Here is a 21,605-nt window from a genome sequence, read left to right on the forward strand (position 1 = left end):
CGGGTTGAGATTGCAAGCGATACCCACTCCTTGCGTGATCCACCACACTCCCCGTACCCTTGGTACATCTTGTCCGTACTACTTGTACGTACACCTCGCCCCGCATAGAGAGAAGATTCGCCAATGGCAGCCGAATCGCTTCCCAAGTCCCGCATTCCCCTGTTCGACGGCATGAACCGCATCCCCGGCGGCCTCATGCTGATTCCCCTGATCCTCGGCTCGATCGTCGGAACGTTCGCCCCCGGCTTCCTCGAACTCGGCAGCTTCACCACCGCCCTGTTCGCCGACTCGGCGCTCCCCCTCATCGCCGTCCTGATCTTCGCCACCGGCATGCAGATCACCGCCAAGGCGTCGGGCCCCGTGCTCGCCACCACCGGCGTCATCCTGCTGTTCAAGACGATCATCCCCGCCGCCCTGGTCGCAGGCCTCGGCCTCGTCGTCGGCGTCGAGGGGATCCTCGGGATCTCGATCCTCGCCCTCCTCGCCTCCTTCGACAACAGCAACGGCGGCCTCTGGCTCGCCTTCACCGGACGCTACGGCGACTACCGCGACCGCGGCGCCTATATGGCTTCCGCCATCAATGACGGCCCCTTCTTCACCCTCCTCTTCCTCGGCATGTCGGGCCTCGGCAACATTCCGTTCCTCACCCTCCTCGCCGCCGCCATCCCCCTGATCCTCGGGTTCATCGTGGGCAACCTCGACGCCAAGTGGACCGAGGTCATGCGGCCCGTGCCGAACATCGTCATCCCGTTCTTCGCCTTCGCCCTCGGCACCGGCATCGATCTCAAGAACGTCATCGCCGGCGGCATCGGCGGCATCTTCGTCGGCATCGCCGCCACCCTGATCACCGGCGCTCTGGTCTACTTCGGCTACCGGTTCATCCTCCGCCGCGGCGGAAAGTCCGGCATCGGCATCGCTTCGGCCACCACGGCCGGCAACTCGATCGCCACCCCGGCCATTGTCGCCGCCGCCGACCCCACCTTCGCCCCCTTCGTCGAGGTCGCGACGGCGCAGGTCGCCTCCGCCGTCCTCGTCACCGCGATCTTCGCTCCGCTCCTCGCCACCTGGGTCCTCAAACGCCAGGGCGGCCTGGATACCGACGACGCCGTCGGGGTCGTCCCCACCTCCGCCTCCGAGCTCCCGCCCGCGGGGAATCCTTCGGCACCGCCAAGCACCCCCCGGCGGACGCAGGAAGACGAACGGTGACGGACTCCCCCCGCGCACCCATTGTCGGCATCGCGGCCGACGACGTCACTGGCGCCACCGACTCGGTAGTCCAGTTCTTCCGCTCCGGCTGGGCCTCGCGCCTGCTCCTGGGCGAGCTGCTGCCGGGCTCGGTGGAACCGGGCAGCGCCCTGGCGATGAATTCCGACGCGCGGGCGATGGGCCTGGCGTCAGCACGGGAAGCGACGGCCCGCGCCGTCGCCGGCCTGATCACCGCCGGCGCCGACCACCTGTACCTGAAGATCGACTCGACGATGCGGGGCAGCGTCGAAGCCCAGGTGGCCGGGGCCCTCGACGCCTGGCAGGAACGGCACCCCGGCTGCATCGCGGTCGTGTGCCCGGCCTATCCGGCGATGGGACGCACCATCGAGAACGGGCTGCTGCGCGTGAACGGCAGCCCGATCGAGGACACCCCCGCAGGTAGGGACCCGGTCACCCCGGTTCCCACGAGCGAGTTCTCCGCGCTCCTGCCCGGCACCACGACCATCTCCCTTAGTGGCTCACCGGACAATGACGCCCAGGCGCTCCGGGACGCAGCGGACGGCCGGGTGGTAGTGGTGAACGCAGCGTCCGACGACGACCTCCGCACCCTCGCAGCGGCCCTCGTCGCGTCTGGCCCGACGGCGATACCCGTCGGATCAGCCGGCCTCGCCGCGGCGATGGCGGAAGCGTGGGTGGACGCAGCAGCAACCCTTACTGCGCCTGAGGCCGCACCCGCTGCCCAGGGGCAGCGCATCGTCGTCGTCGTCAGTTCGCTGCACGACGTCGCTCGAGCCCAGACCGACCGCCTGCGGGAACAGCTCGACTCCGCCGACCTCCGCATCCTGCAGCCCGACGACTCACTGCTCGACCAGCCGAACCGGCTCCACCAATGGGCCGCCGCAGAGCTCGAGTACCCGCAGACTCTGCCCCGCGTCGTCGTCATCCTCTCCCCCGAGGCCGTCGGCGGCTCCGAGACCCTCAGCGGTGCCGCCATCGCGCGCAGCCTCGCTTCGGTGGTGCAGCAGACGCTGCACAGCACGGACGTCGGTGCGCTGGTTCTGGTCGGTGGCGACGGCGCCCGCGCGGTCCTCGACTCGTGCTCCGCCCAAGCACTGCGCATCACCGGCGCCATCCAGGAAGGTATCCCCGTCGGTGTCGTCGAAGGTGGCGCTGCTGCCGGGAAGATCGTCGTCACCAAGGCCGGCGGTTTCGGCCCGGTATCCGCCCTGCTCGACACCGTCAACGAACTCACCACGACCCTCGCCCACTCAACGGAGGCACACCCATGAGCATCCCCACCCTCGCCGTCACAATCGGTGACGTCGCCGGCATCGGGCCGGAAATCACCGCCAAGTCGCTCCTCGGACACGACGACATCCGACAGGAATGCATGCCCGTCGTCATCGGCGACGAGGCAGCCATGCGCCAAGGCGTCATCAACGTCGGCGGCGACCCGGACAAGGTCCGCGTGCTGAACTCGATCGAGGACGCCACGAACGAACCCGGCATCATCGAACTCCTGCAGACCGGCCCGTCGCTAGCCGACGTCAAGATCGGCGAACTCAGCGCTGCCGCCGGCGACGGCTCCTACCGCTTCGTCGTCGAGGCCTGCCGCTTGGCCCGCGAGGGCAAGGTCCAGGGCATCGTCACCGCTCCCCTCAACAAGGCGGCCATGCACGCCGGTGGGCACAAGTGGCCCGGCCACACAGAGCTGCTGGCCCATGAATTCGGAGTCAAGAACTTCAGCCTCGTGCTCTCCGCCGGTGACCTCTACTTCTTCCACCTCACCACCCACGTCTCCCTGCGGCAGGCCATCGAGGACCTCACCCCGCAGCGGACGTCCAACGTCATCGAACTCGTGAGTGCCTTCACGAAGGCACTTGGCAACCCGGACGAGCCCATCGGACTCGCCGGACTGAACCCGCACGCCGGCGAGAACCGCCTGTTCGGCGACGAGGACGCGGACATCCTGGCCCCCGCCGTCGCCGCCGCCCGTGAGGCCGGCATCAACGTCCACGGACCGCTGCCGGCCGACGCGCTCATCCCCGCGGCGGTGAAGGGTAAGTGGAATATGGTGATCGTCTGCTACCACGACCAGGGGCACGCGCCGTTCAAGGCGGTCTACGGCGACGACGGCGTCAACATCACCGTCGGCCTGCCCGTCGTCCGCGTGTCGGTGGACCACGGTACGGCGTTCGACATCGCCGGCCAGGGCATCGCCCGTGAAGCGAGCCTTGTCCTGTCCCTGCGCCGGGCCGCGCAGCTCGCGCCGGGTTGGGACCACGTCTGGCGGACCGCGCAGAAGAAGTAGGAATACGAACGGGTAGCTGAGCACGGCAGTAAAAGGGAGGCGCCCATTCCTGATGGTCGCACCTAGGATCGAGATCATGACAAGCGATGAAGACCTGGATCCTCCTGTGCCCAGCTACCTCGAGGGCATCACGCTGAAGCGGGTCCACGACGGACAGGTCACCGAAAAGCACGACGACTCGGCACCAGTGGACGGTCCAGGCGAGTAGGTCCTTGCTGCGGGTCCACCGAAGCCCTTGACCATCAACCTGAAGCGGAGAAAACCCTCATGGCTGGAACAGATTCTTCGGACGCCCCGGGACGTCCGTTGGACTCCGATAGCAGCGAACCGCTTCACCTGCAACTGCGCGGGCATCTGCGGGCGCAGATCCTGAACCATTCGTTGCCGCCGGGCACGTCGCTGCCCAGCGAGGCGCAGCTGCAGGTGCGGTACGGAGTGTCCCGGTCCGTGGTGCGTCAGGCCCTCGGCGCCCTGGCCGACGAGGGCCTGATCGAGCGAGGCCGGGGACGAGGCAGCACCGTGGCCCCCCGCCGGGAACACCATCGACTCGTGCATAGAACGTCGGGGCTCTCGGCACAGCTCGGCAGTACCGGGGCGAGTGTCGGCACCGAGGTGTTGTCGCTGTCCGTGCAGGACGCCGATGCGTCGACGGCGGTTCTCGGGACTCCGCAGGTTCTCTCGCTCGAGCGGCTGCGCACGGCCGACGGCGTCCCTATCGCCGTCATTCACACCTGGCTACCGGTGCCAGCGTTCGCCGACCTCACTGCCGAGTCACTGCAGAACGCTTCCCTCCACGCGGTACTCGGGGAGAAATTCGGGGTGCAGATCACATCCGGCAAGCGGCAGATTCGTGCCGTCCCGGGCGACCGGGACCTGCTGCGGTTGCTGCGGCTGGATACGTCGTCGCCCGTGCTCCTGCTGGAGGGCACGAGCTTCGACCAGGATGGGCGACCCGTGGAGGTTTTTTCTACCTGGCACCACCCGGACCACGTGGTGTTCGACATCGACATCCAGCGGGAGCCGGCGGTGCCAGCCTCAGCCGGCAGCCTGGCGTCGCCTGCTGCCGACGCCCCGGACGCGGTCGCGGACCAAGCCCGCCAACTCGGCGCGGACCTGCTCCGCCTCGCTGACCGGCTCTCGCACCGAGGCTATTGATCCATGCGGGCTGCATCACCAGCCGGGCACGCACCCAGCGATGAGGAGTAGTCTCAGCCCACCACTGCACGTCGAAATTTTGATAAAGGAGTTCCCTATGGCAGACAAATCACCCAAGAAGAGCGGCGGCAAAACGGCCGCTGCAAAGTCTCTCAAGGAGAAGCGCGCCGACAAGAAGGCGAAATCGCCGAAGAACACAGGCGCCTGAGCCAGTTCGGGTATTGAGGAGCCGGACCTACGGGTTCGGCTCCTTCCGTCGATCCGGCTGATGTACTTGCTCGGTGACGGGGTATGGAGACCAGGTTCCGGTTCGGATCGAAGATCCAACCGAGTGGTGGTATCGCTCGCTGCTCGCTCGTATGGCATGGGAGGATGGTGGCGCTCGAACGGGTGCGCATGGCCGACAGTGTTCCCCTCGCCGTAATCCACACGTGGCTTCCGGCACCCTCATTCTCCAAGTTGACCGCGGAGGCCCTCCGCAATGCATCCCATCACGCAGTACTCGGCGAGAAGTTCGGAGTGCGGATTACGGTCCGGTCGGCGTTGATCAGGTGGAGTCTTGAGTTGAGGCTTTCCGGTGGCAAGGGTCGACGTTGTACTGTGATGGCGTGATCCTCCCCAATACTTCCCAGAATGCCGCGGCGGTCGCGGATCACTACGACGAGCTCGATCCGATTTATCGGCGAGTGTGGGGCGAGCATGTCCATCACGGGCTGTGGGCGACGGGTCGCGAGACGCCCACCGAGGCCGTCGAGGCGCTGGTCGACACGGTCGGCGATCGGCTCGGCCTTCTACCCGGCGAGGCGTGCGTCGACATTGGCTGCGGTTATGGCTCCACCGCGAGGCAGCTCGCGGTGACACGCGGGGTCCGCGTTACCGGACTCACGCTTTCCGCTGAACAGGCCCACTACGCCGCCACGCATCCGGTACCGGAGGTGGACATCCACCTCCGCGACTGGCTCGACAACGGGCTGACCGATGCCTCGGCCAATGCCGCATGGGCGATCGAGTCGAGCGAGCACATGGTCGACAAGCCCAATTTCTTCGCCGAGGCGCATCGCGTGCTGTCGCCCGGCGGCCGCTTCGTCGTCTGCGCGTGGCTTGCCGAGACTGATGTCAGCGGGTGGAAGGTTCGCCACTTGCTCGAGCCGATCTGCCGCGAAGGGCGCTTACCCTCGATGGGCACGCGCGAGGAGTATGAAGCGATGGCAACGGCGGCGGGCTTTGTGATCGATGACTATGAGGATGTCAGCCGCCGCGTCGCGCGCACCTGGACGATCTGCGCCCGTCGACTGGTGAAGGCCTTCCTCGTGGATCGCGAGACCCGTCGCCTCGCCCTCGGCGCACGCAATCGCTTTGTCCTGGGCATCCCCCGCCTGATCCTGGCCTACCGCACCGGTGCGATGCGCTACGGGATTTTCACGCTGTCGAAGGCGAAGGAGAACGGGGCGCCACGTGAACCCGGCAGTTCACCGCAGCAGGAGTCAGCCTGATCACTCGCACCGCTGCGGTCGAACTCGGGAAGACCAGAACGAAGGCACAGGCACCGGCCCGCAGCACCCTCAAGCGACTGAGCGCTAGAGAGACTCGATCATCTAGAACGATTCCGCCTTAGCCGCAATATCTCCCAAATCCTTGGCCAGTGCCTTCCGGGTCATCGTCATTCCGATTTTGCCGACCAGTGCCAGCATTATTCGGCTGAATCTGTTGGATTGAGTGACTTCCGCACCGAAAAGCAGCGTCAGGTCAGTTCCGCCATTCCGTTCCGCCAAGGTGAAGCGGGTGGTGTAGTCAGCCCCGCCCTGGAGTGCTTTGACCGTGGTACTGCGGGGTGGATCGGACTGCGCAACCCACATCTCCACGGTCTCCGACCGACCCATCATCCTGCGGGTTTCCTTCCAGCGCGTGCCTTCTCCGTAGGGTCCGTCACTGAGCATCTGCACCGACTCGACGCCGGACAGGGTTGTCTCGGCGCCCGGGATATCCGAAATGACGGACCATACTCTCTCCGGCGAAGCGTGGACGTGCTGGGTAAGGCTGATGCTGGAATCCATCCGCCGAGCCTAGCCGCGGACTCCGCCAATTAACAGGAGAATGTCGACTCATCGCCCCGTTCGTCACTCCGTCAACTTTATTTCCTGTGACAGAAGGGGTAGTTGCCTCAGGCAAATCCAGCTAGGGTCGTTGGACCGAACACTATAAATCAAGCTAGGGGATTCTCGATGAAAAGTAGTTCAATAGGCCTTGCAGCACTAGCAGTTGCAGGGTTCTCGCTCTTCTCCGCCTCACCGGCTTTGGCCGTCGGCCTTCCGTTCAACAACTGCGGCGAAGCCGCTGCTGTTGGCGTCTACAACATTCCATTCGGCACCCCGGGGTACCAGAGTGGCCTTGATGCTGATAAGGACGGCTTTGGCTGCGACGCAGCGGGCACTCCCGCATACGACGCAAGCATCGTCGCCCGCATCGTTCAGGAGAACTCGCCCGCAACCACCCCGCCGGCCGCCCCAACGACGGCTCCGACCCAGATGGGGCAAATGCCGGTCGGTGGCGCTGAAACAGGCGTGGCACAGACCCCCGAGAACGACGCCGCGGGTGCCATTGCCCTCGGTGGCGGTCTGCTCCTGGCAGCTGTGGGTGGAACCTACGTGGTCCGCCGTCGTTCCGCCGCTCATTCCTAGCCCAACCGCAGGCTCCTAGTTTCTGTGGAGTCGGCAGTACAAGGATGGTCCTGGCCGAGACATCTCGGCCAGGATCATTTTCTTCAACAAGCTAAGCGGCTTACTGAGCTGCTTCCGCTGTCGGTTTAGAAGCAGCGCAATGAACCTGCCGCTCAGGCGGCCGTTTCCATCCGCTTGCCGCCCTTGATGACGGAATGAATAGCCGTCTCCGGCGAAGCCAGGACCGTGACGTCGTCGAGCGGGTTCTCATTCAGAATCAGCAGGTCCGCGAAAGCACCGGCGGTGACGACGCCCAGCTTGCCTTCGAGGCCGATTAGCTCGGCAGCGGTCACCGTGGCAGAGAGCAGGACTTCCTGGGCGGATTGCACCTGCGCCCGGATGCGGAACTCCTGGCTCTGGTGAATCTGCATCGCACCCAGCAGGTCGGTGCCGAAGACGATTTTCACGCCGCCCTTGTTGGCCCGATCGAGCGCCTCGAGCCCTGCGTGCAGGACGATATCGACCTTCTCACGGCTCGCAGCCGGCAGGCCCGCCGCTTCCCCGTCAGCCTTCAGCCGCTCGTAGGTGATGAGAGTGGGAACAAGGTACGCGCCCTTTTCCACGAAAAGCTTCACGCTCTCGTCGTCAATCAGGTTTCCGTGCTCGATGCACCGGACACCGAGCCGCAGACCGCGGTTCACTGCGCGGGCGGTATAGGCGTGGCCGCAGACGTACCGGTTGGCGCCTTCCGCCTCCTCGACGACGGCCAGGATCTCGCTCTCCGAGAACTGTGTCGAATCCACCCGGTCCGTCGGCGACGCGACACCACCGGACAGCATGATCTTTATATGGTGGGCGCCGGTCCGCAGCTGGTCCCGTGAAGCCTTCCGCACGGCGTCGACGCCGTCGCAGACGATCCCGATCGAGGGGCAGCACTGGTGCGGATCACTGACGCTGGTGCCCATCCCGCGCATGTCCCCGTGCCCACCGGACTGCGACAGCGCCTTGCCGCCGAAGATCACCCGGGGGCCGATGAACAGCTCTTCCTCGACGGCGAGCGCCACACCGTAGTCGGCGCCGGCCACGTCGCGGACCGTGGTGAATCCCCGCGCCAGCATCGCCTTGAGGTTGCGCGCGGTGTGGGCGGCGACGTAATTGGGCGACCACTCCCCCATTGCGCCGAGGTCGGCGGTCGCTGCAGTGACGTGGACGTGGCCGTCGATGAGGCCCGGCATCACGAACTTGCCCTGCGCATCGATGGTCTCGCCGTCGAAGCCTTCTACGTCGGCCGCTCCGGAGTCACCCACCCAGGTGATGACGCCCTTCTCGATGAGGATGCTCTGATCTGGGGAAGCAGTGCCGTGCTCGATGTCCAGGACCGTTGCGTTTCGGATGTGCAAGTGTTGTGCCGTGGGCATGCTGCTCCTCATGGTGGGCCGCGGATGAACCTTCGCGGCATGTCGTCGAGTGACCTTGACTGCCGATATACCTGACACGATGATCACAAGTAATGAATGAACATGCAACATTCGTTGCATAGAGCAAGGAGCGTCTTTGTTGCAGATCACCGACTGGGTGGATGGACTCGTCCTGGGACGCAAGGCGAGCCCCGGGATCGAAGCGGTATTGAACGTCATCCGGCATGACGCCGGTCCGGCCTCCTTCATGTCGACACAGGAGCTGGCCACCCGGGCGAATATCAACGTGGCAACTGTGGTGCGCGCCGCCCAGTTCCTCGGATTCTCGGGCTGGTCCGCGCTCAAATCCGAACTCCGCCACCGCTACCTTGCCTCCATGACCGCCGAGAAGCTCCTCGACAAGGACTCGTCCCCAGGCTCAGGGCCGGCAAGCGCGTCGCTGGCCAGCGATGCCCGGAACATGGCGCGGCTGGGCAAATCCATGGACCCCGACCAGGTAGCGCGGGCTGCTGTCATCATCGCCTCGGCCCAACGCACCATAGTGTTGGCGACGGGAAGTTACGCGGCGGCCGGCTTCCAATTGGCCCATGTGGGCCAGTGGATGGGCCGCGACATCGAGCTGCATACCGCACCCGGCACCGCCCTGGTCAATCGCCTGCGGATGCTGGAGCCGGGTGACTGCCTGGTCAGTTGCAACTTATGGCGTGCGAGCAAGTTCGTCCTCGAGGTGGTGCGCGTAGCCGCGCAACGCGGTATCCGCATCGTGGCTCTCGCCGATCGCAAGACCGGAATCACCGACCTCGCCGAGGAAGCCCTGGTGGTTCCCAGCGAGGGTTCCAGCTTCATGCCTTCCACTGTTGCAGCGGTCTCCACCGTGCAGGCGCTCCTTGCCGAGCTGTCAGCAATCGACCCTGTACGGACGACGACGGCACTCCGGGAAACCGAGGAACTGTGGGGCCAGCTGGATCTGGTGGACCCCGCCTGATCGTCTGATCCGGGCACATAACCACTTGTTTCAATCAGATGAATTCCTGCAATAACTATTGCAATAGCACTTCCAATCAGTGAGACTTCTCTCTAATTGCCGTCCGCCCCGGCACCTTCGAGAGGCTTTTTCATGCAGACAGTGCACGTCATCATCCTGGTGGGTTACATCCTGCTCATGGTCCTGATCGGAGCGTGGTTCAGCCGCAGCAAGACCGTTGCCACCGGCGAGGACTTCATGCTGGCAGGCCGCTCCCTCCCCACCCCGGTGCTCGCCGGGACCCTCCTTGCAACCTTCGTCGGATCAGGCTCCATCATCGGTGGAGCAAGCTTCGTGTACACCTACGGGCCGGTCGCGGGAATCTTCTTCTTCGCCGGAACGATCGTGGGCATCGTGTGCCTCTACTTCATGGCAACCAAGGTACGGAGGCAGTCACACCACACCATCCCGGAGATGCTGGAGGATCGCTTCGGCAAGCCCGTCCGCGTGCTGGCAACGATCATCATTCTGGTGGCCTTCATCGGAATCACGGCCTATCAGTTCACCGGAGCCGGAGCCATCCTTAGCGTCATCACCCCGCTCAGCACCGCCCAGGGAACGATCGTCGCCGCGGTCCTGATCACCTTCCTCGCCCTGGGTGGAGGCCTCAAGTCCGTGGCCTGGACGGACTTCGTCTCAGTGATCTTCATCGTCGTCGCCCTGGTGGCTACCCTCGCCGTCGTCTTCATCGGCGACGTCGGTGGCGTCGGAAGCTACGTGAACCGCCTCGACCCAGCGCTGACCTCGCTCACGGGCAGCCTGACGCCCATCCAGCTGCTGGGATACTTCCTGCCCCTGTTCCTGCTCATCCTCGGCGATCAGAACATGCACCAGCGTCTGGCGGCAGGACAGGATGAGGGCACTGCTCGCAGAGCGACCATTGGCTTCTTCGTTGGTGCCGTCGTCATCCTGGGAACGATCATCCTTCTCGCGTCGATGTCCTCGTTCCTGCTCCCGGATATCGATCCGGGACAGGCGATCCTCGGCCTCGCCGGAACGGACCTTGTGCCGCTGGGTATCGGCGGCATGCTGCTTGCCGGAGCCTTTGCGCTCATCGTGACCACCGGGTCCTCCTACCTCCTGACCTGCTCAGGAAACATCGTGTACGACCTCGCCTTCCAGCGGAAGAACGCTGTGGCCAACCCGGACAGGGCATTGAAGCTCGGCCGCTGGGCTGTCCTTGCGGTGACCGTTCTCGCCTACGTGATGGGACAGTTCTTTCCAAGCGTCCTCGCGCTCCAGATGTACGCCTACACGATGTACGGGGTAGCGATCACGCCCGTTGTCCTGGCAGCACTGTTCTGGAAGCGGGCCACCTCCAAGGGCGCAATCGCCGGAATGGTTGTCGGTGGAGTTGTCACCGTGCTGTGGCAGGCGAGCAGCATGTCTGCGGACGTCAACGCCGTCGTCGTCGCCCTGCCAGCAGCCGTCATCGCCCTCGTCGCCGTGAGCCTTGCGACGAAAGACAAGCGTGGAGTACCCGCTCGCAACGACTCCGCTGAGTCGTCGGTCCTGGCCGAGCGCGAGATGTAGCCGCTCAGCGTCGCCCCCGGTGCCCCCGGTCCTTCCGATGGAGGGACGGGCTACGATCAGGACGGACCCGCCGAGGTGTTTTCGACCTGGCATCATCCCGATCAGGCGGAGTTCGACAAAGCTACGCCACCGGGGAAATCATCGAACCGTGTTGCCCGTCGCACCCGACAGCAGGGAGCCGAGCTACTGCGTCCGGCTGATGACCAATTCGGCGCCAACGGGCCGTAACGCCGGTTACTACGAGGAGACAGTATGACTTACGAACTGCGCACCTACACCGCTGCCCCGGGCAAGATGGACGCCCTTATGGAGCGGTTCCGCGAATCGACCATCGACCTTTTCACCGAGCATTCCATGACGAGCCTCGGGTACTGGACTCCGGTCGGCACTCCGGACGTCCTGATCTACCTCCTTCGGCACGAGGGCGATCCGAAGGAGAACTGGAAAGCCTTCGGCGCCGATCGGCGGTGGATCGACGCGAAGTCGGCATCCGAAACGGACGGCGTCCTGGCGGCGAAGATCGAGTCGGTACTGCTGGAAGCGACCGACCTCCACCCCATCGTGGAGGCGAACTAGAGAGCAGCAGCAGCATCGCGAGGCTCGAACCGGACGTCCACCAGGGGCGGCCGGCGGAATGCAGGAAACGGCTACGTCGGTCTCGTAGCACAACTACCGCTACGGCCTCCCTCTGCGCGACTGCAGCCCGTTAATCAGGCTCCGCCGATCCCGCCACGCACCCGTCGACCACAGCGCCCACAGCACGAGTACCGGCTGGAAGAACAGCCGGATCAGACGCGCACGATCCGAATCCAGCCCGAACGCGCTGACTCCGTCCGCATACTGCGCGATGTTGCCGGGGAAGATCGCCACGAAGAACGCCGCCGTCAACCATCCAACGGGTACCCGCTGACGCGGCAGGAACATCAGCGCCGCACCGAGCCCGATTTCCACGACTCCCGACGCGAGGACAACGAAGTCCGCATCCAGTGGTAGCCACGCCGGTACCTGCGCCGTGAACTCCTGGCGCGCGAACGTCAGGTGACTTGTTCCCGCGAAGAGCAGGGCGCCGCCGAGCAGAACCCTGGCTGCCGTGCGGAGCGGAGAAACGGCGCGCACCGGCGATCCTGTGCGCGCCGGCGATGCTTTGCCTAAGGGGCACTTCCCAAGAGCAGTCATTCGATGGAGCCTAACAGCGCCGGCTGGAACCCAGCCTGCAGCGCCCGGCGAACGCAAAGAAGGAGGGCCTATATAGGGGAGAACCTTGCCGGGCCCGGCAAGCCGGCGCACACTGGGAATCACGCTGACAAGGGAATCAGGTCAATGGGAGTAAGCGATCGGGATCGGCCGCGGAAAAACGGCCCGCCTGCTCCTCCGGGTGCCCTCCGGCAATTCCAGAGCCGAGAGACTCAGCGGGCACGAACAATGCAACCACCTCCGCCAAACTTGGGAGGAAGTCGCCCGCCGAGGCGCCGTCGTCGTCCGTCCTCGAAACGGAAGCTGCGCTGGGGCACGGTCGGCGTTGTCGCCGTCGTCGCCGCGCTCTACCTGCCGTTCCTCCTGTCCGAGGACGCCGACTTCCCGGCGACCCTCCCCTTCTCCCCGGGATCCGATATGCCGCCCCCCGGCGTCGGAGCCAGCGACACCCCACTCGGCACTCCCCCGGAGGTCGAGGAATCGGATGAGTTCGTCCTCCTTGAGCCGCCCGATCGGTCGCAGGACTTCATCGCCTATGACCCGTGCCGTCCGGTGCACTATGTCGTCCGGCCCGAGGACGCGCCTCCCGGATCCGAGGGGCTCATCAAGGCAGCGGTCGCGGAGATCTCCGCGGCGACCGGCCTGCAGTGGGTCTATGACGGCACCACCTCCGAGGGCCCGAGTTCGGACCGGGCCACCTATCAGCCCAAACGGTATGGCGAGAAATGGGCTCCGGTCCTCTTCACCTGGACGAACGAGGACGAGACACCGGGGCTGGAAGGCACCATGATTGCCCTGGCCAGTAGCGAACACGCGCAGCGGCCGGGCACTCCGGCCGTCTACGTCGCGGGCCAGGTGAAGCTCGATGTCGACCAGTTGTCCGAGATCCTCGAGGAACCGGAGGGACGGTACGAGGTGAAGGGACTGATTCTGCACGAGCTCGGCCACGTCGTCGGCCTCGACCACATCGACGACCGCGACCAGCTCATGCACGCGACCGCTCCGGTCTACGAGATGCAGGACGGCGACCGCGCCGGTTTCGCCCTTCTCGGAACAGGCCCGTGCGTGCCAGAGCTCTGATTCCTCCACACGATGCCGGCCAGAGGCTGCGCACCCGCTGCGCCCGGCTCTACAGTTGACCATGGCCGGGTTGAGCATCCACCTCCTCGGGCCTCCTTTCATCGAGCACCCGACGGGAGCAGGCAGGCAACCGCGCGGCCGCAAGGCGTGGGGCCTGCTCGCCTACCTCCTGCTGCACCGCACCCCGACTCCGCGCAGCCAGCTTGCCGCCATGCTCTTCCCCGACGCCGACGATCCGCTCGGCGCCCTCCGCTGGCACCTCTCGGACCTGCGGCGCGTCCTCGGACCCGGAACGGTTCTCCAGGGTGATCCGCTGACGCTGCGCCTGCCGCCGTCGTCGGACTACGACGCCGACACCTCCGATCCCCACTCCACTACCAGCCCGCTCAGTACCGAACTCCTCGACGGACTGGGCTTCGCCGATTGCCCCGGCTTCGACATCTGGCTGACCGTCGAACGCCACCGTCTCCGCCACTTCGTCGAGACCCTCACCTACGAGAACGGACTGGAAGCCCTTGCGGAGGGGAATACCGATGAAGCGGTGCGGCTGGCAGGCCAGGCGGTGGCGCTCGACCCCCTCAATGCCGACTTCCACGCGCTCCTCGTCCGCGCCCTCGTGGCGTCCGGTGACCGCGCCGGAGCGCGCCACCAGGCGGGAGCCTGCAAGCGCTTTTTCGAGGAGCACCTCGGGTCCGGGCTGCCGGCGGAAGTGCAGCAGGCGCTCGCGGCGCCGGACACCCTCGCCAGCGCACTGCCCGCCACTCCCCTGACCGTGAGGTCATACCTCGAAGCCGCAGAATCCTGCCTCTCGGCCGGGGCAACCGCGCCGGCCCTCGCACACCTGCGGGTGGCGGGCGGGCTCGCTCAGCGGACCGGCAACCGGGGCCTGCAGGCCGAGGCCGAGCTCGCGCTGGCGAGTGCCCTCATCCACGGCACGGGTGGGCGCGGTGCGGAGGTTGCGGCTTCCCTGTACCGGGTCCTTTCGCTTGCGCGCGACGGCGAACCCGCCGTCCGGTCGGCCGCCTACCGGGAACTGGGATTCCTCGCGGTACAACGCGGCTTTCCTGCCAGTGCGCTCCGCTGGCTTACCCAGGCGACGACGACGGCAGCGGGCCTGGCGGGCGAGACCGCCCGGGCACTCGGTGTCCGCGGCATGCTGGCCACCGATACCGCCGACTACCCGGCCGCGCTCGCCGCGCTGAACGAGTCATTGCGGCTTGCTTCGGCGGTGCCGGGGGCCCGCCAGGAAGCCTTTGCCCGTGCCATGCTCGGCCGCGTCCATCTCCTGACCGGTGACACTCCTGCCGCCGCGCTGGAACTGGACCGTTCGCTCGGCATCATCACCGCCGAGCACTGGACGGCGTTCCGTCCCTTCGTCGAGTCCCTTCGGAGTGAGGTGCTCCTCGCCGCGGTCCACGTGCAGGAAGCGGAGGACCTCGCGGACCACGCCACCGCCCTCGCCGAGACCTCCGGCGACCGGTGCTACCTCGATGCCGCCACCCACGCCAAGGCGGAGGCGCTCAGGACGAAGGGCGACGACGTCGGCGCCCGGAGGTGGATCGCCCGCGGCCTTCGACCGGACCCCTGGTATCGCTGGTTCCGCGGCCGGAACCTCGACCTGGCCTGCACCCTGTTCCTCTCCGCGGAACCATACCGTGCCACCCGTTTCGCGGAGGAGCTGGGTGCGCTTTCCAGCCGGTACGGCCACGACGAGCTGACGGTCCGTGCCTACTCGACCCGCGCGGTCCTCGGGGATGCCGCGGCGGCCACGGCGATCCCGCTGCTCGCCGACCGGATCAGGAATCCCCTGCTGACCGAGCACCTCGCCCGGCGCAACCAGCTGAAACACCTTCCCGCGGACACGAGGAGCAGCATCACACGCTAGCGCACACGGCCCGCATGGATGCTGGACCCGTTCACTGAAACCGAGGGCCGCCGTCGTACCCGGCCCACCAATTGAGGACGGAACCACCATGACCGACACGACAACCACCACCCCCGACGCCGACCAGGCGTTGAAGGCCAAGCACCGCACCATGTGGGCGCAGGGCAACTACACCGCCGTCGCTACCGAGCTCATCCCCAGTCTCGGACCGGTCCTGGTCCGGCAGTGCGGCATCACCGCGAACCACCGCGTGCTCGACGTCGCGGCCGGCACCGGGAACGCCGCCATCCCGGCGGCCGAGACGGGAGCGTCCGTCACGGCGTCGGACCTGACGCCCGAGCTCCTCGAGTCCGGCAAGCGCATCGCGGAAAGCCGGGGCGTGAACCTGGACTGGGCCGTTGCCGACGCCGAGGCCCTACCCTTCGAGAGCGGCAGCTTCGACGTCGTGATGTCCTGTGTGGGCGTGATGTTCGCCCCGCACCACCAGCTGACGGCCAACGAGCTGGTACGCGTGTGCCGCCCGGGAGGGACCATCGGACTGATCAACTGGACGCCGGAGGGGTTCATCGGGCAGATGTTCGCCACCATGAAGCCTTACGCCCCGCCACCCCCTCCCGGCGCACAGCCGCCTCCGCTGTGGGGACGCCGGGAGCACGTGGAATCACTCCTCGAGGGCCAGGTGCACGGTCTGGAGGCCGAACGGCGGACGGTGCGGATCGACCGCTTCGACGAGCCCGGCGACTTCCTCTCCTACTTCAAGACGAACTACGGACCAACGATCGCGGTCTACAAGTCCCTTGCGGCAACTCCGGAGCGGGCAGAGGCGCTCGACGCCGACCTTCTCGCACTCGGAAAGGAGTTCAGCGCGGGCAATGACCGCGCTGTCATGGACTGGGAGTACCTCCTCGTCACGGCGCGTCGTAACTGACCTCCCAAGGGATGGTCCTGGAGACAAGCACTGCTCCCTGCGGCTGAATCGATTCCCCTGCACGGAATATGAGCCACTCCAGAGACAGGAAGGGCCCTCGCCTTCGGGCGAGGGCCCTTCCAATGGTTGTGGAAAACCCGAGGCTCAGGTCGACTGCTCCTGTACCTCGGAGAGGCGCGCGAGGGCCGTGTGCAGGGCGGTGTCTGCGTCGTCGGCCACGTCGTCGGCCTCGACCACATCGACGACCGCGACCAGCTGATGCACGCGACCGCTCCGGTGTATGAGATGGAGGACGGCGACCGCGCCGGTTTTGCCCTTCTCGGAACAGGCCCGTGCGTGCCAGAGCTCTGACGCGTGAATGCGCGGCGCGGCGGGAGCTGAAGCCGTCCGGCCTAGAGCAGCTGGAAGCGGCTAGGCATCGATCACCATATCGGTCCGCGCGGTGGAGCAGCAGGGCAGGAACTTGCCTGCGTCGATTTCCCGGGCCCGGATCCCGCCCTGGTGGTTCATCTCGATCTCCCCGGAAAGCTTGACAATCTTGCAGGAGCCGCACATGCCTTCCTTGCAGTTCGCGCCGATCCGAATGCCCGCACGCTGAGCCACCCCCAGGATGTGTTCGGTGGGGTCGATTCGCACATTGACGCCGGTGCGCAGAAAGGACAGGGTGAGGCTTCCCGTCCCGACCGTGTCGAAGCTCGAGGCATCGGTGGACGCCACCTCCGGCCCCGCGTCCGGACTGGCGTCGGGGGTTACGGGGGCTTCGGGACCGGGCGCGTCCGCGGTTTCCAGCGTCAGTCCAGTGGCCTCCAGGGTTCCCTCGGCGTCGTAGCCGGGCTCGTAGAGCCCGAATGCGATGGGCTGGCTTTCGTAGTAGTCCTCGGCGGAATCGGCGATTTCCTCGGCGATCTCCTCCGCAATGTCCACTGCATGCGCGAGCTCCACCTGATATTCAAGGAGCGTTTGGCGGTCTCCCGAGAAAAATTCCATGTGGATGGAGGTGTCGTCGACGCCGACCTTCTCGAGAAGCTCGGCGGCGCTGTTCAGGTAGGCCTCGGGACCGCAGGCATAGACCTGGCGGCCGTTGGCATCGGGGGCCACCTCGTCGAGCATTGCCGCCGTCAGCCTCCCGGTGAGCCATTCCCATCCCTCGGGTTCCTTGTTGCGCTCACCCAGGGAGTAGAAGACCTTCACGCGCGAGTCCACGGAGGCGATGTAGGCCAACTCCTGGTGGAACGCAAAACCTCCGGCCGCCGCTCCGTGATAGAGCACCACGACATCCGCCTGCCCGGGCAGGGAATGGATGGTCCGCACCATCGACATGATCGGGGTGATGCCTGCGCCGGCGGCCAGCAGGAGGTACCGTGCGCGCCGGTCGGCGTCGGGCAGGTGGAATGCCCCGACCGGCCCGAGCATCTCGAGGACGGTGCCGGGTTTGACGTTCTCGTGCACCCACGGTGAGACCAGTCCCATGGGGTCGCATTTGACGGTGATGTCGAAGGTCCACGGTCTGGTGGGTGAACTGGACAGCGAATAGCTGCGGTCCACCGCGTCCTGGTCCTCGCCGTTCACGGGAAAGGCGACGTTCACGTACTGGCCGGGACGGAACGCCAGGGGCGCACCGTCGGAGCGGCGGAACACGAAGGTCTTCATGCCGCCCACCTCGGGAACGATCTCGACGCATTCCGCCAGAAACTCCTGCGGATACCAGGGACCCAACGCTCGGGCGGCACCGGCGGGCCCCTCGGTGCTGCTCATCACCCTGTTCCACGGCATCTCAAGACCACGAATGCGCCGTGGCTCCTGAATTGTCGTGTCGCTGCGGAGTTCGATCATGCCAAGTGCTCCTGCACCCGCTGCACGTACCAGTTGATGAACGCCTCGACCTGGTATTCGCTCTTCATGTACGGGCCGGGCTCGTAGGCCGGGCTGCCGGCGCCTTTCTGGCACAGCTCCACGAACGCCTTGTCCTGCAGATTGGTCTGCTTCCAGGTGTAGGTGAGTTTCTCCAGGTCGTAGTCGACGCCTTCCTCGGCATCGTCAGCCACCAGCCAGGTGGTGCGCACAAGTGTCTGGTGTTCGTTGACGGGAAAGACGGCGAACGTGATGACGTGGTCCCCGAGGAGATGGAACCAGCTGTTGGGCTGCAGGTGCATCGAGCAACGGCCAAGGCGGAAGTCCCGCAAGTCGCCGAGCAGCTTCTTGGAGAGCCTGCGCCCATCGGGCGAGAACGATTCGCCGTCACCGTCGAGCGACTCTCGTGAGATGCGGATTCCCGCTATGCGGGTGTCGAGTTCCTCGACGACCTCATAGGGAAGACCATAGCGGCGGCAACGGTCCTCGAGCGAGGACTGTGCTTCCTTGTTGCGGTCCCACACCTCCTCGAGATGGAGCGGGATCAGGCCCTCCGTCAGTCCCCAGGTGGGAAAGAGGGAACAGGCGAGTTCCGGGTGGCCGTCGCAGTGGTAGCACTCACGGTTGTTCTCCATGACGAGCTTCCAGTTGCCCTCCTCGACGATGTTCTGCTGGTAGGCGATTTTCGTCTTCGCCAGATCGTGGGGTGCGACGTAAGGTTCGAAGATCTTTGCGGTTTCATCGAAATCCGTCGGCGGTTCGTCCGCGATGCAGACGAAGATGAGTCCGGCGACCACGCGGCTGTGGGCGCGCTTGAGGCCGAAACAGCCCTTGTCGAACTTCGTTTCCCCCGGTGCCGAGGCATGAATGAGATTGCCGTTCGGGGAGTACGTCCAGGAGTGATAACCGCAGACCAGGTTGCCCGTCGTTCCCGCGGGTTCGGTCAGGACGCGGGCGCCGCGGTGGCGGCACACGTTGTGCAGGACGTTCACGCCGCCGTCGTCGTTGGCCAGCACAATCAGGGAGTAGGGCCCGTAGTCGACGGTGACGTAGTCGCCCGGCTCCGGGAGCTCGGCGATGCTCGCGGCAAAAATCCAGTGCTGGCCGAAAATGGCCTGCATGTCGAGGCTGAATATCGTCGGATCGGTGTAGAAGGGGGCATCAAGGGAATACCCTACGCGCCGGAACTCGAACAACTCGGTGATTTCCGCCCGCTGCTCGGCAGGCAATGATGAAGCGAGTTTCCCGCGAGAATTAAGGGGCACGTTCACTGGAGCAGACATGGATTTCCTCCCGGGAGGGCTGGGTCAGGGTGCGATTCGTGGAGACCCCGGGTTAGATAGGTGCAACCGGTGTTATCGAAACGTTGTAGTCACGAGATTAGAGACGATTGACCTGCAATAAAAGCGCAACATTTAGTAGATAGCGGTGCACAATAAGTGCATGATCGATCCACGGCTCATAACCCTTCGGGTGTTCGCCGGATGCGGCACCGTCAGCGCAACTGCGGAGCTCACGGGCTATTCTCCCTCCGCCGTTTCCGCGCAATTGCGGGAGCTCCAGCGCGTGCTTGGAATGCAGCTGCTGACGAAGGACGGCCGGGGTGTTCGGTTGACCGCCACGGGCCGTTTTCTTGTGGCCGGTTCGGACACCCTCATTGCGGAATGGGAGAGCCTGCGCGCCGCGGCCCTGAAGGCCGGTGACCAGGTGCAGTCCCGATTGGGCCTCGGCGGATTCTCCACGGCGGCCGCCCAGTTGCTCGCTCCGCTGGCCGCTACCCTGCGCTCAACACGCCCCCTGCTGCAGGTGCAGGTACTCGAGGCCAACCCGGCCCGCTGCTTCGACTTGTTGGTTGCCGAGCGGATCGACCTCGCGGTCATCGTCGCCATGCAGTCCTACACCTATGTCGAGCACGATCCGCGCTTCGAACAGACCGTTCTGCTCGACGACCCCCTGGACGTGATCATCCCCTCCGACCATCCGTTGGCATCGCGGGATACGGTGACGCTCGAAGAACTGGCGTCGGAACCCTGGATCACCGAGGCCGCCGGTTCCGCCTATCATTCCCTGTTCACCGCGGCGTTCACGGCAGTCGGGGTGACACCGCGGATTGCCCATGAGGCCGTCGAATGGGAGACCCAGATCGCCTTCGTCGGAGCGGGGCTGGGCGTGGGCCTGCTGCCGCGACTGGCGCCCCTGCATAGTGGCGAGAACGTGGTTCGGCTGCGCATCACTGGCAGGGGGAAGCCCACGCGCCGCATTGTCGCTGCGGTGCGCAGGGGCAGCATCGCCTCACCCCTGATTCAGGAGTCGCTCGGCATCCTGCAGGTCAGCGCCAATCGGATTCTCACCGCCCGACCCGAAGACGATCCCTGACATCGTATGGCCGTGATTCGTCGCCCACGGGCCGGCAGGTCCATGGTGAAGATGCAGCTACCCGACTGCTTCTGGCGCCGGCCGTGCGCAGTGCGCCCTGTTCGCGGGATGCACCATCGCGACTTTGCCATAGTCTGGCCAGGTGATGACAAACACCGTGAAGTCGGGCCAACAGGGCGAACAGATCGACAGGCAGGCGCGCATTCTCGAAGCGGCACTGGAGCTGCTGTCGCGCCACGGCATCTCAGGGGTCAACATGCGCGCGGTGGCCCGGGAAGCCGGCGTCGCACTCGGGCTGGTGAACTACTACTACGAGGACAAGTCCTGCTTGATCCGTGCCGCCCTGCATCGAATCGACGAGCACGACCTCATGCTGGTCGAGCCGGACGCTGATTCGCCCCCGGACGATCAGCTCCGTAAGGCTCTGCGGCGCGTTGCGGGCGCGGAACTCCTGACCACACGATATCTATCGCTGCGTCTCCACCTCTGGGCTTTGGCCCAGGCCAGCGAAGAGTTTGCACAGATCAATGCGGTGGCGTTCGAGAAGTATCTCGCTGGACTCGCGACGCTGATAGGTAATGCCAGGCCCGAGCTTTCCCGAGATGAGTGCAGGGAGCGGGCAGCCGACATCGTGGTCGTCCAGAACGGCATGTGGCTGACTGCACTCCTCGGCGTGGACGAGGCCTCCATCCGAAGGAGCATCGCTCGTACCGAGGAGATCGCCTTCGCGGCCTAGCGGGAATTGCCCAGGAATTCCGGAAAAGCACCACGGCCATCTCCAACGACGCCGGAACTGCTCAACCTCAGCCGCCGCACGCCCGCCGGTTCCTGGCACATGTTGAGCCGCCGCAGCCCTTGGACGTAACAAAGAAACTTTTTTGAACACTTGTTCAATAGTGCGATGAGTTGCATTACTGTTCCTCGGTATGACCTACACCACACAAGTGAGCTCCTGCGGTTTCTCCGGAGCGCAGTGGTGTACTACCG

At 65.5% G+C, this 21,605-nt stretch carries 21 protein-coding genes; 16 read left to right on the forward strand and 5 right to left on the reverse strand.

Annotation, left to right across the window (positions count from 1 at the left end):
- Positions 1-123: 123 nt before the first annotated feature.
- The 7 genes from IWX65_RS05000 (at position 124) to IWX65_RS05025 (ending at position 6,165) form a co-directional block, all read left to right on the forward strand.
- Positions 124-1,206 (forward strand): 2-keto-3-deoxygluconate permease, encoded by a 1,083-nt coding sequence (locus IWX65_RS05000; RefSeq protein WP_196881322.1) that lies wholly within the window; start codon positions 124-126, stop codon positions 1,204-1,206.
- Positions 1,203-2,495 (forward strand): four-carbon acid sugar kinase family protein, encoded by a 1,293-nt coding sequence (locus IWX65_RS05005; protein ID WP_196881323.1) that lies wholly within the window; start codon positions 1,203-1,205, stop codon positions 2,493-2,495. Before IWX65_RS05000 ends, IWX65_RS05005 begins: the two co-directional genes overlap by 4 nt.
- Positions 2,492-3,517: a 4-hydroxythreonine-4-phosphate dehydrogenase PdxA gene (pdxA, locus tag IWX65_RS05010; protein ID WP_196881324.1), complete on the forward strand. Its 1,026-nt coding sequence runs from the start codon at positions 2,492-2,494 to the stop codon at positions 3,515-3,517. Before IWX65_RS05005 ends, pdxA begins: the two co-directional genes overlap by 4 nt.
- Before the next feature lie 76 nt (positions 3,518-3,593).
- Positions 3,594-3,725: a hypothetical protein gene (locus tag IWX65_RS17710; protein ID WP_334683665.1), complete on the forward strand. Its 132-nt coding sequence runs from the start codon at positions 3,594-3,596 to the stop codon at positions 3,723-3,725.
- A gap of 59 nt (positions 3,726-3,784) precedes the next feature.
- On the forward strand, positions 3,785-4,672 hold the full coding sequence (locus IWX65_RS05015) for a GntR family transcriptional regulator (protein WP_196881325.1): 888 nt from the start codon (positions 3,785-3,787) through the stop codon (positions 4,670-4,672).
- Between the two features lie 372 nt (positions 4,673-5,044).
- Positions 5,045-5,284, forward strand: a complete 240-nt coding sequence (locus IWX65_RS18045) for a UTRA domain-containing protein (RefSeq protein WP_196881326.1) — start codon at positions 5,045-5,047, stop codon at positions 5,282-5,284.
- Positions 5,281-6,165: a class I SAM-dependent methyltransferase gene (locus IWX65_RS05025; RefSeq protein ID WP_196881327.1), complete on the forward strand. Its 885-nt coding sequence runs from the start codon at positions 5,281-5,283 to the stop codon at positions 6,163-6,165. The genes IWX65_RS18045 and IWX65_RS05025 overlap by 4 nt, the downstream gene beginning before the upstream one ends.
- Before the next feature lie 102 nt (positions 6,166-6,267).
- On the opposite strand, the gene IWX65_RS05030 is transcribed toward IWX65_RS05025, so the two are convergent.
- Positions 6,268-6,726 carry an SRPBCC family protein gene (locus tag IWX65_RS05030; protein WP_196881328.1) on the reverse strand — a complete coding sequence of 153 codons (459 nt, stop codon included), beginning with the start codon at positions 6,724-6,726 and terminating at the stop codon, positions 6,268-6,270.
- 168 nt (positions 6,727-6,894) lie between these two features.
- On the opposite strand from IWX65_RS05030, the gene IWX65_RS05035 reads away from it, so the two are divergent.
- Entirely contained in the window at positions 6,895-7,350 is a 456-nt protein-coding gene (locus tag IWX65_RS05035) for an excalibur calcium-binding domain-containing protein (protein ID WP_196881329.1), read from the forward strand.
- Between the two features lie 152 nt (positions 7,351-7,502).
- Here IWX65_RS05035 and IWX65_RS05040 read toward each other — a convergent pair whose 3' ends face one another.
- On the reverse strand, positions 7,503-8,747 hold the full coding sequence (locus IWX65_RS05040) for a metal-dependent hydrolase family protein (protein ID WP_334683666.1): 1,245 nt from the start codon (positions 8,745-8,747) through the stop codon (positions 7,503-7,505).
- 139 nt (positions 8,748-8,886) lie between these two features.
- Here IWX65_RS05040 and IWX65_RS05045 point away from each other — a divergent pair, with 139 nt between their 5' ends.
- The 3 genes from IWX65_RS05045 to IWX65_RS05055 all read left to right on the forward strand — a co-directional run bounded on the left by IWX65_RS05045 (position 8,887) and on the right by IWX65_RS05055 (position 11,880).
- Positions 8,887-9,732: a MurR/RpiR family transcriptional regulator gene (locus tag IWX65_RS05045; protein ID WP_196881331.1), complete on the forward strand. Its 846-nt coding sequence runs from the start codon at positions 8,887-8,889 to the stop codon at positions 9,730-9,732.
- Between the two features lie 132 nt (positions 9,733-9,864).
- Positions 9,865-11,304: a sodium:solute symporter family protein gene (locus IWX65_RS05050; RefSeq protein ID WP_196881332.1), complete on the forward strand. Its 1,440-nt coding sequence runs from the start codon at positions 9,865-9,867 to the stop codon at positions 11,302-11,304.
- Positions 11,305-11,556: 252 nt separating this feature from the next.
- Positions 11,557-11,880: an NIPSNAP family protein gene (locus tag IWX65_RS05055; protein WP_196881333.1), complete on the forward strand. Its 324-nt coding sequence runs from the start codon at positions 11,557-11,559 to the stop codon at positions 11,878-11,880.
- 99 nt (positions 11,881-11,979) lie between these two features.
- Here the strand turns inward: IWX65_RS05055 and IWX65_RS05060 are convergent, their stop codons facing one another.
- Positions 11,980-12,420: a DoxX family protein gene (locus IWX65_RS05060; protein ID WP_196881334.1), complete on the reverse strand. Its 441-nt coding sequence runs from the start codon at positions 12,418-12,420 to the stop codon at positions 11,980-11,982.
- A 327-nt stretch (positions 12,421-12,747) separates the two neighbouring features.
- On the opposite strand from IWX65_RS05060, the gene IWX65_RS05065 reads away from it, so the two are divergent.
- The 3 genes from IWX65_RS05065 to IWX65_RS05075 all read left to right on the forward strand — a co-directional run bounded on the left by IWX65_RS05065 (position 12,748) and on the right by IWX65_RS05075 (position 16,391).
- Positions 12,748-13,578, forward strand: a complete 831-nt coding sequence (locus IWX65_RS05065; RefSeq protein WP_334683667.1) for a matrixin family metalloprotease — start codon at positions 12,748-12,750, stop codon at positions 13,576-13,578.
- Positions 13,579-13,639: 61 nt separating this feature from the next.
- Positions 13,640-15,463: a tetratricopeptide repeat protein gene (locus IWX65_RS05070; RefSeq protein ID WP_196881336.1), complete on the forward strand. Its 1,824-nt coding sequence runs from the start codon at positions 13,640-13,642 to the stop codon at positions 15,461-15,463.
- 88 nt (positions 15,464-15,551) lie between these two features.
- A complete protein-coding gene (locus IWX65_RS05075) occupies positions 15,552-16,391 on the forward strand; it encodes a class I SAM-dependent methyltransferase (RefSeq protein ID WP_196881337.1) in 840 nt (279 codons plus the stop codon).
- Between the two features lie 411 nt (positions 16,392-16,802).
- Here the strand turns inward: IWX65_RS05075 and IWX65_RS05080 are convergent, their stop codons facing one another.
- Together IWX65_RS05080 and IWX65_RS05085 are read right to left on the reverse strand one after the other, a co-directional pair.
- The gene (locus tag IWX65_RS05080; protein ID WP_196881338.1) at positions 16,803-18,224 is read right to left on the reverse strand and encodes a ferredoxin reductase; all 1,422 of its coding nucleotides are present in this window, start codon (positions 18,222-18,224) and stop codon (positions 16,803-16,805) included.
- Positions 18,221-19,525 (reverse strand): aromatic ring-hydroxylating oxygenase subunit alpha, encoded by a 1,305-nt coding sequence (locus IWX65_RS05085; RefSeq protein ID WP_196881339.1) that lies wholly within the window; start codon positions 19,523-19,525, stop codon positions 18,221-18,223. The genes IWX65_RS05080 and IWX65_RS05085 overlap by 4 nt, the downstream gene beginning before the upstream one ends.
- A 160-nt stretch (positions 19,526-19,685) precedes the next feature.
- Here IWX65_RS05085 and IWX65_RS05090 point away from each other — a divergent pair, with 160 nt between their 5' ends.
- The gene (locus IWX65_RS05090) at positions 19,686-20,618 is read left to right on the forward strand and encodes a LysR family transcriptional regulator (RefSeq protein ID WP_196881340.1); all 933 of its coding nucleotides are present in this window, start codon (positions 19,686-19,688) and stop codon (positions 20,616-20,618) included.
- A gap of 142 nt (positions 20,619-20,760) precedes the next feature.
- The gene (locus IWX65_RS05095; RefSeq protein WP_196881341.1) at positions 20,761-21,354 is read left to right on the forward strand and encodes a TetR/AcrR family transcriptional regulator; all 594 of its coding nucleotides are present in this window, start codon (positions 20,761-20,763) and stop codon (positions 21,352-21,354) included.
- The last annotated feature ends 251 nt before the right edge of the window (positions 21,355-21,605 follow it).

Origin of the sequence: Arthrobacter sp. CAN_A214, from assembly GCF_015751955.1 — a bacterium.
GTDB lineage: Bacteria > Actinomycetota > Actinomycetes > Actinomycetales > Micrococcaceae > Arthrobacter_D.

Bases quoted from the DNA above. Each gene is read 5' to 3' on its own strand.
- IWX65_RS05000 (WP_196881322.1), top strand. From the start codon at position 124: ATGGCAGCCGAATCGCTTCCCAAGTCCCGCATTCCCCTGTTCGACGGC.
- pdxA (WP_196881324.1), top strand. From the start codon at position 2,492: ATGAGCATCCCCACCCTCGCCGTCACAATCGGTGACGTCGCCGGCATC.
- IWX65_RS17710 (WP_334683665.1), top strand. From the start codon at position 3,594: ATGACAAGCGATGAAGACCTGGATCCTCCTGTGCCCAGCTACCTCGAG.
- IWX65_RS05015 (WP_196881325.1), top strand. From the start codon at position 3,785: ATGGCTGGAACAGATTCTTCGGACGCCCCGGGACGTCCGTTGGACTCC.
- IWX65_RS18045 (WP_196881326.1), top strand. From the start codon at position 5,045: ATGGTGGCGCTCGAACGGGTGCGCATGGCCGACAGTGTTCCCCTCGCC.
- IWX65_RS05030 (WP_196881328.1), bottom strand. From the start codon at position 6,726: ATGGATTCCAGCATCAGCCTTACCCAGCACGTCCACGCTTCGCCGGAG.
- IWX65_RS05035 (WP_196881329.1), top strand. From the start codon at position 6,895: ATGAAAAGTAGTTCAATAGGCCTTGCAGCACTAGCAGTTGCAGGGTTC.
- IWX65_RS05040 (WP_334683666.1), bottom strand. From the start codon at position 8,747: ATGCCCACGGCACAACACTTGCACATCCGAAACGCAACGGTCCTGGAC.
- IWX65_RS05050 (WP_196881332.1), top strand. From the start codon at position 9,865: ATGCAGACAGTGCACGTCATCATCCTGGTGGGTTACATCCTGCTCATG.
- IWX65_RS05055 (WP_196881333.1), top strand. From the start codon at position 11,557: ATGACTTACGAACTGCGCACCTACACCGCTGCCCCGGGCAAGATGGAC.
- IWX65_RS05070 (WP_196881336.1), top strand. From the start codon at position 13,640: ATGGCCGGGTTGAGCATCCACCTCCTCGGGCCTCCTTTCATCGAGCAC.
- IWX65_RS05075 (WP_196881337.1), top strand. From the start codon at position 15,552: ATGACCGACACGACAACCACCACCCCCGACGCCGACCAGGCGTTGAAG.
- IWX65_RS05080 (WP_196881338.1), bottom strand. From the start codon at position 18,224: ATGATCGAACTCCGCAGCGACACGACAATTCAGGAGCCACGGCGCATT.
- IWX65_RS05085 (WP_196881339.1), bottom strand. From the start codon at position 19,525: ATGTCTGCTCCAGTGAACGTGCCCCTTAATTCTCGCGGGAAACTCGCT.
- IWX65_RS05090 (WP_196881340.1), top strand. From the start codon at position 19,686: ATGATCGATCCACGGCTCATAACCCTTCGGGTGTTCGCCGGATGCGGC.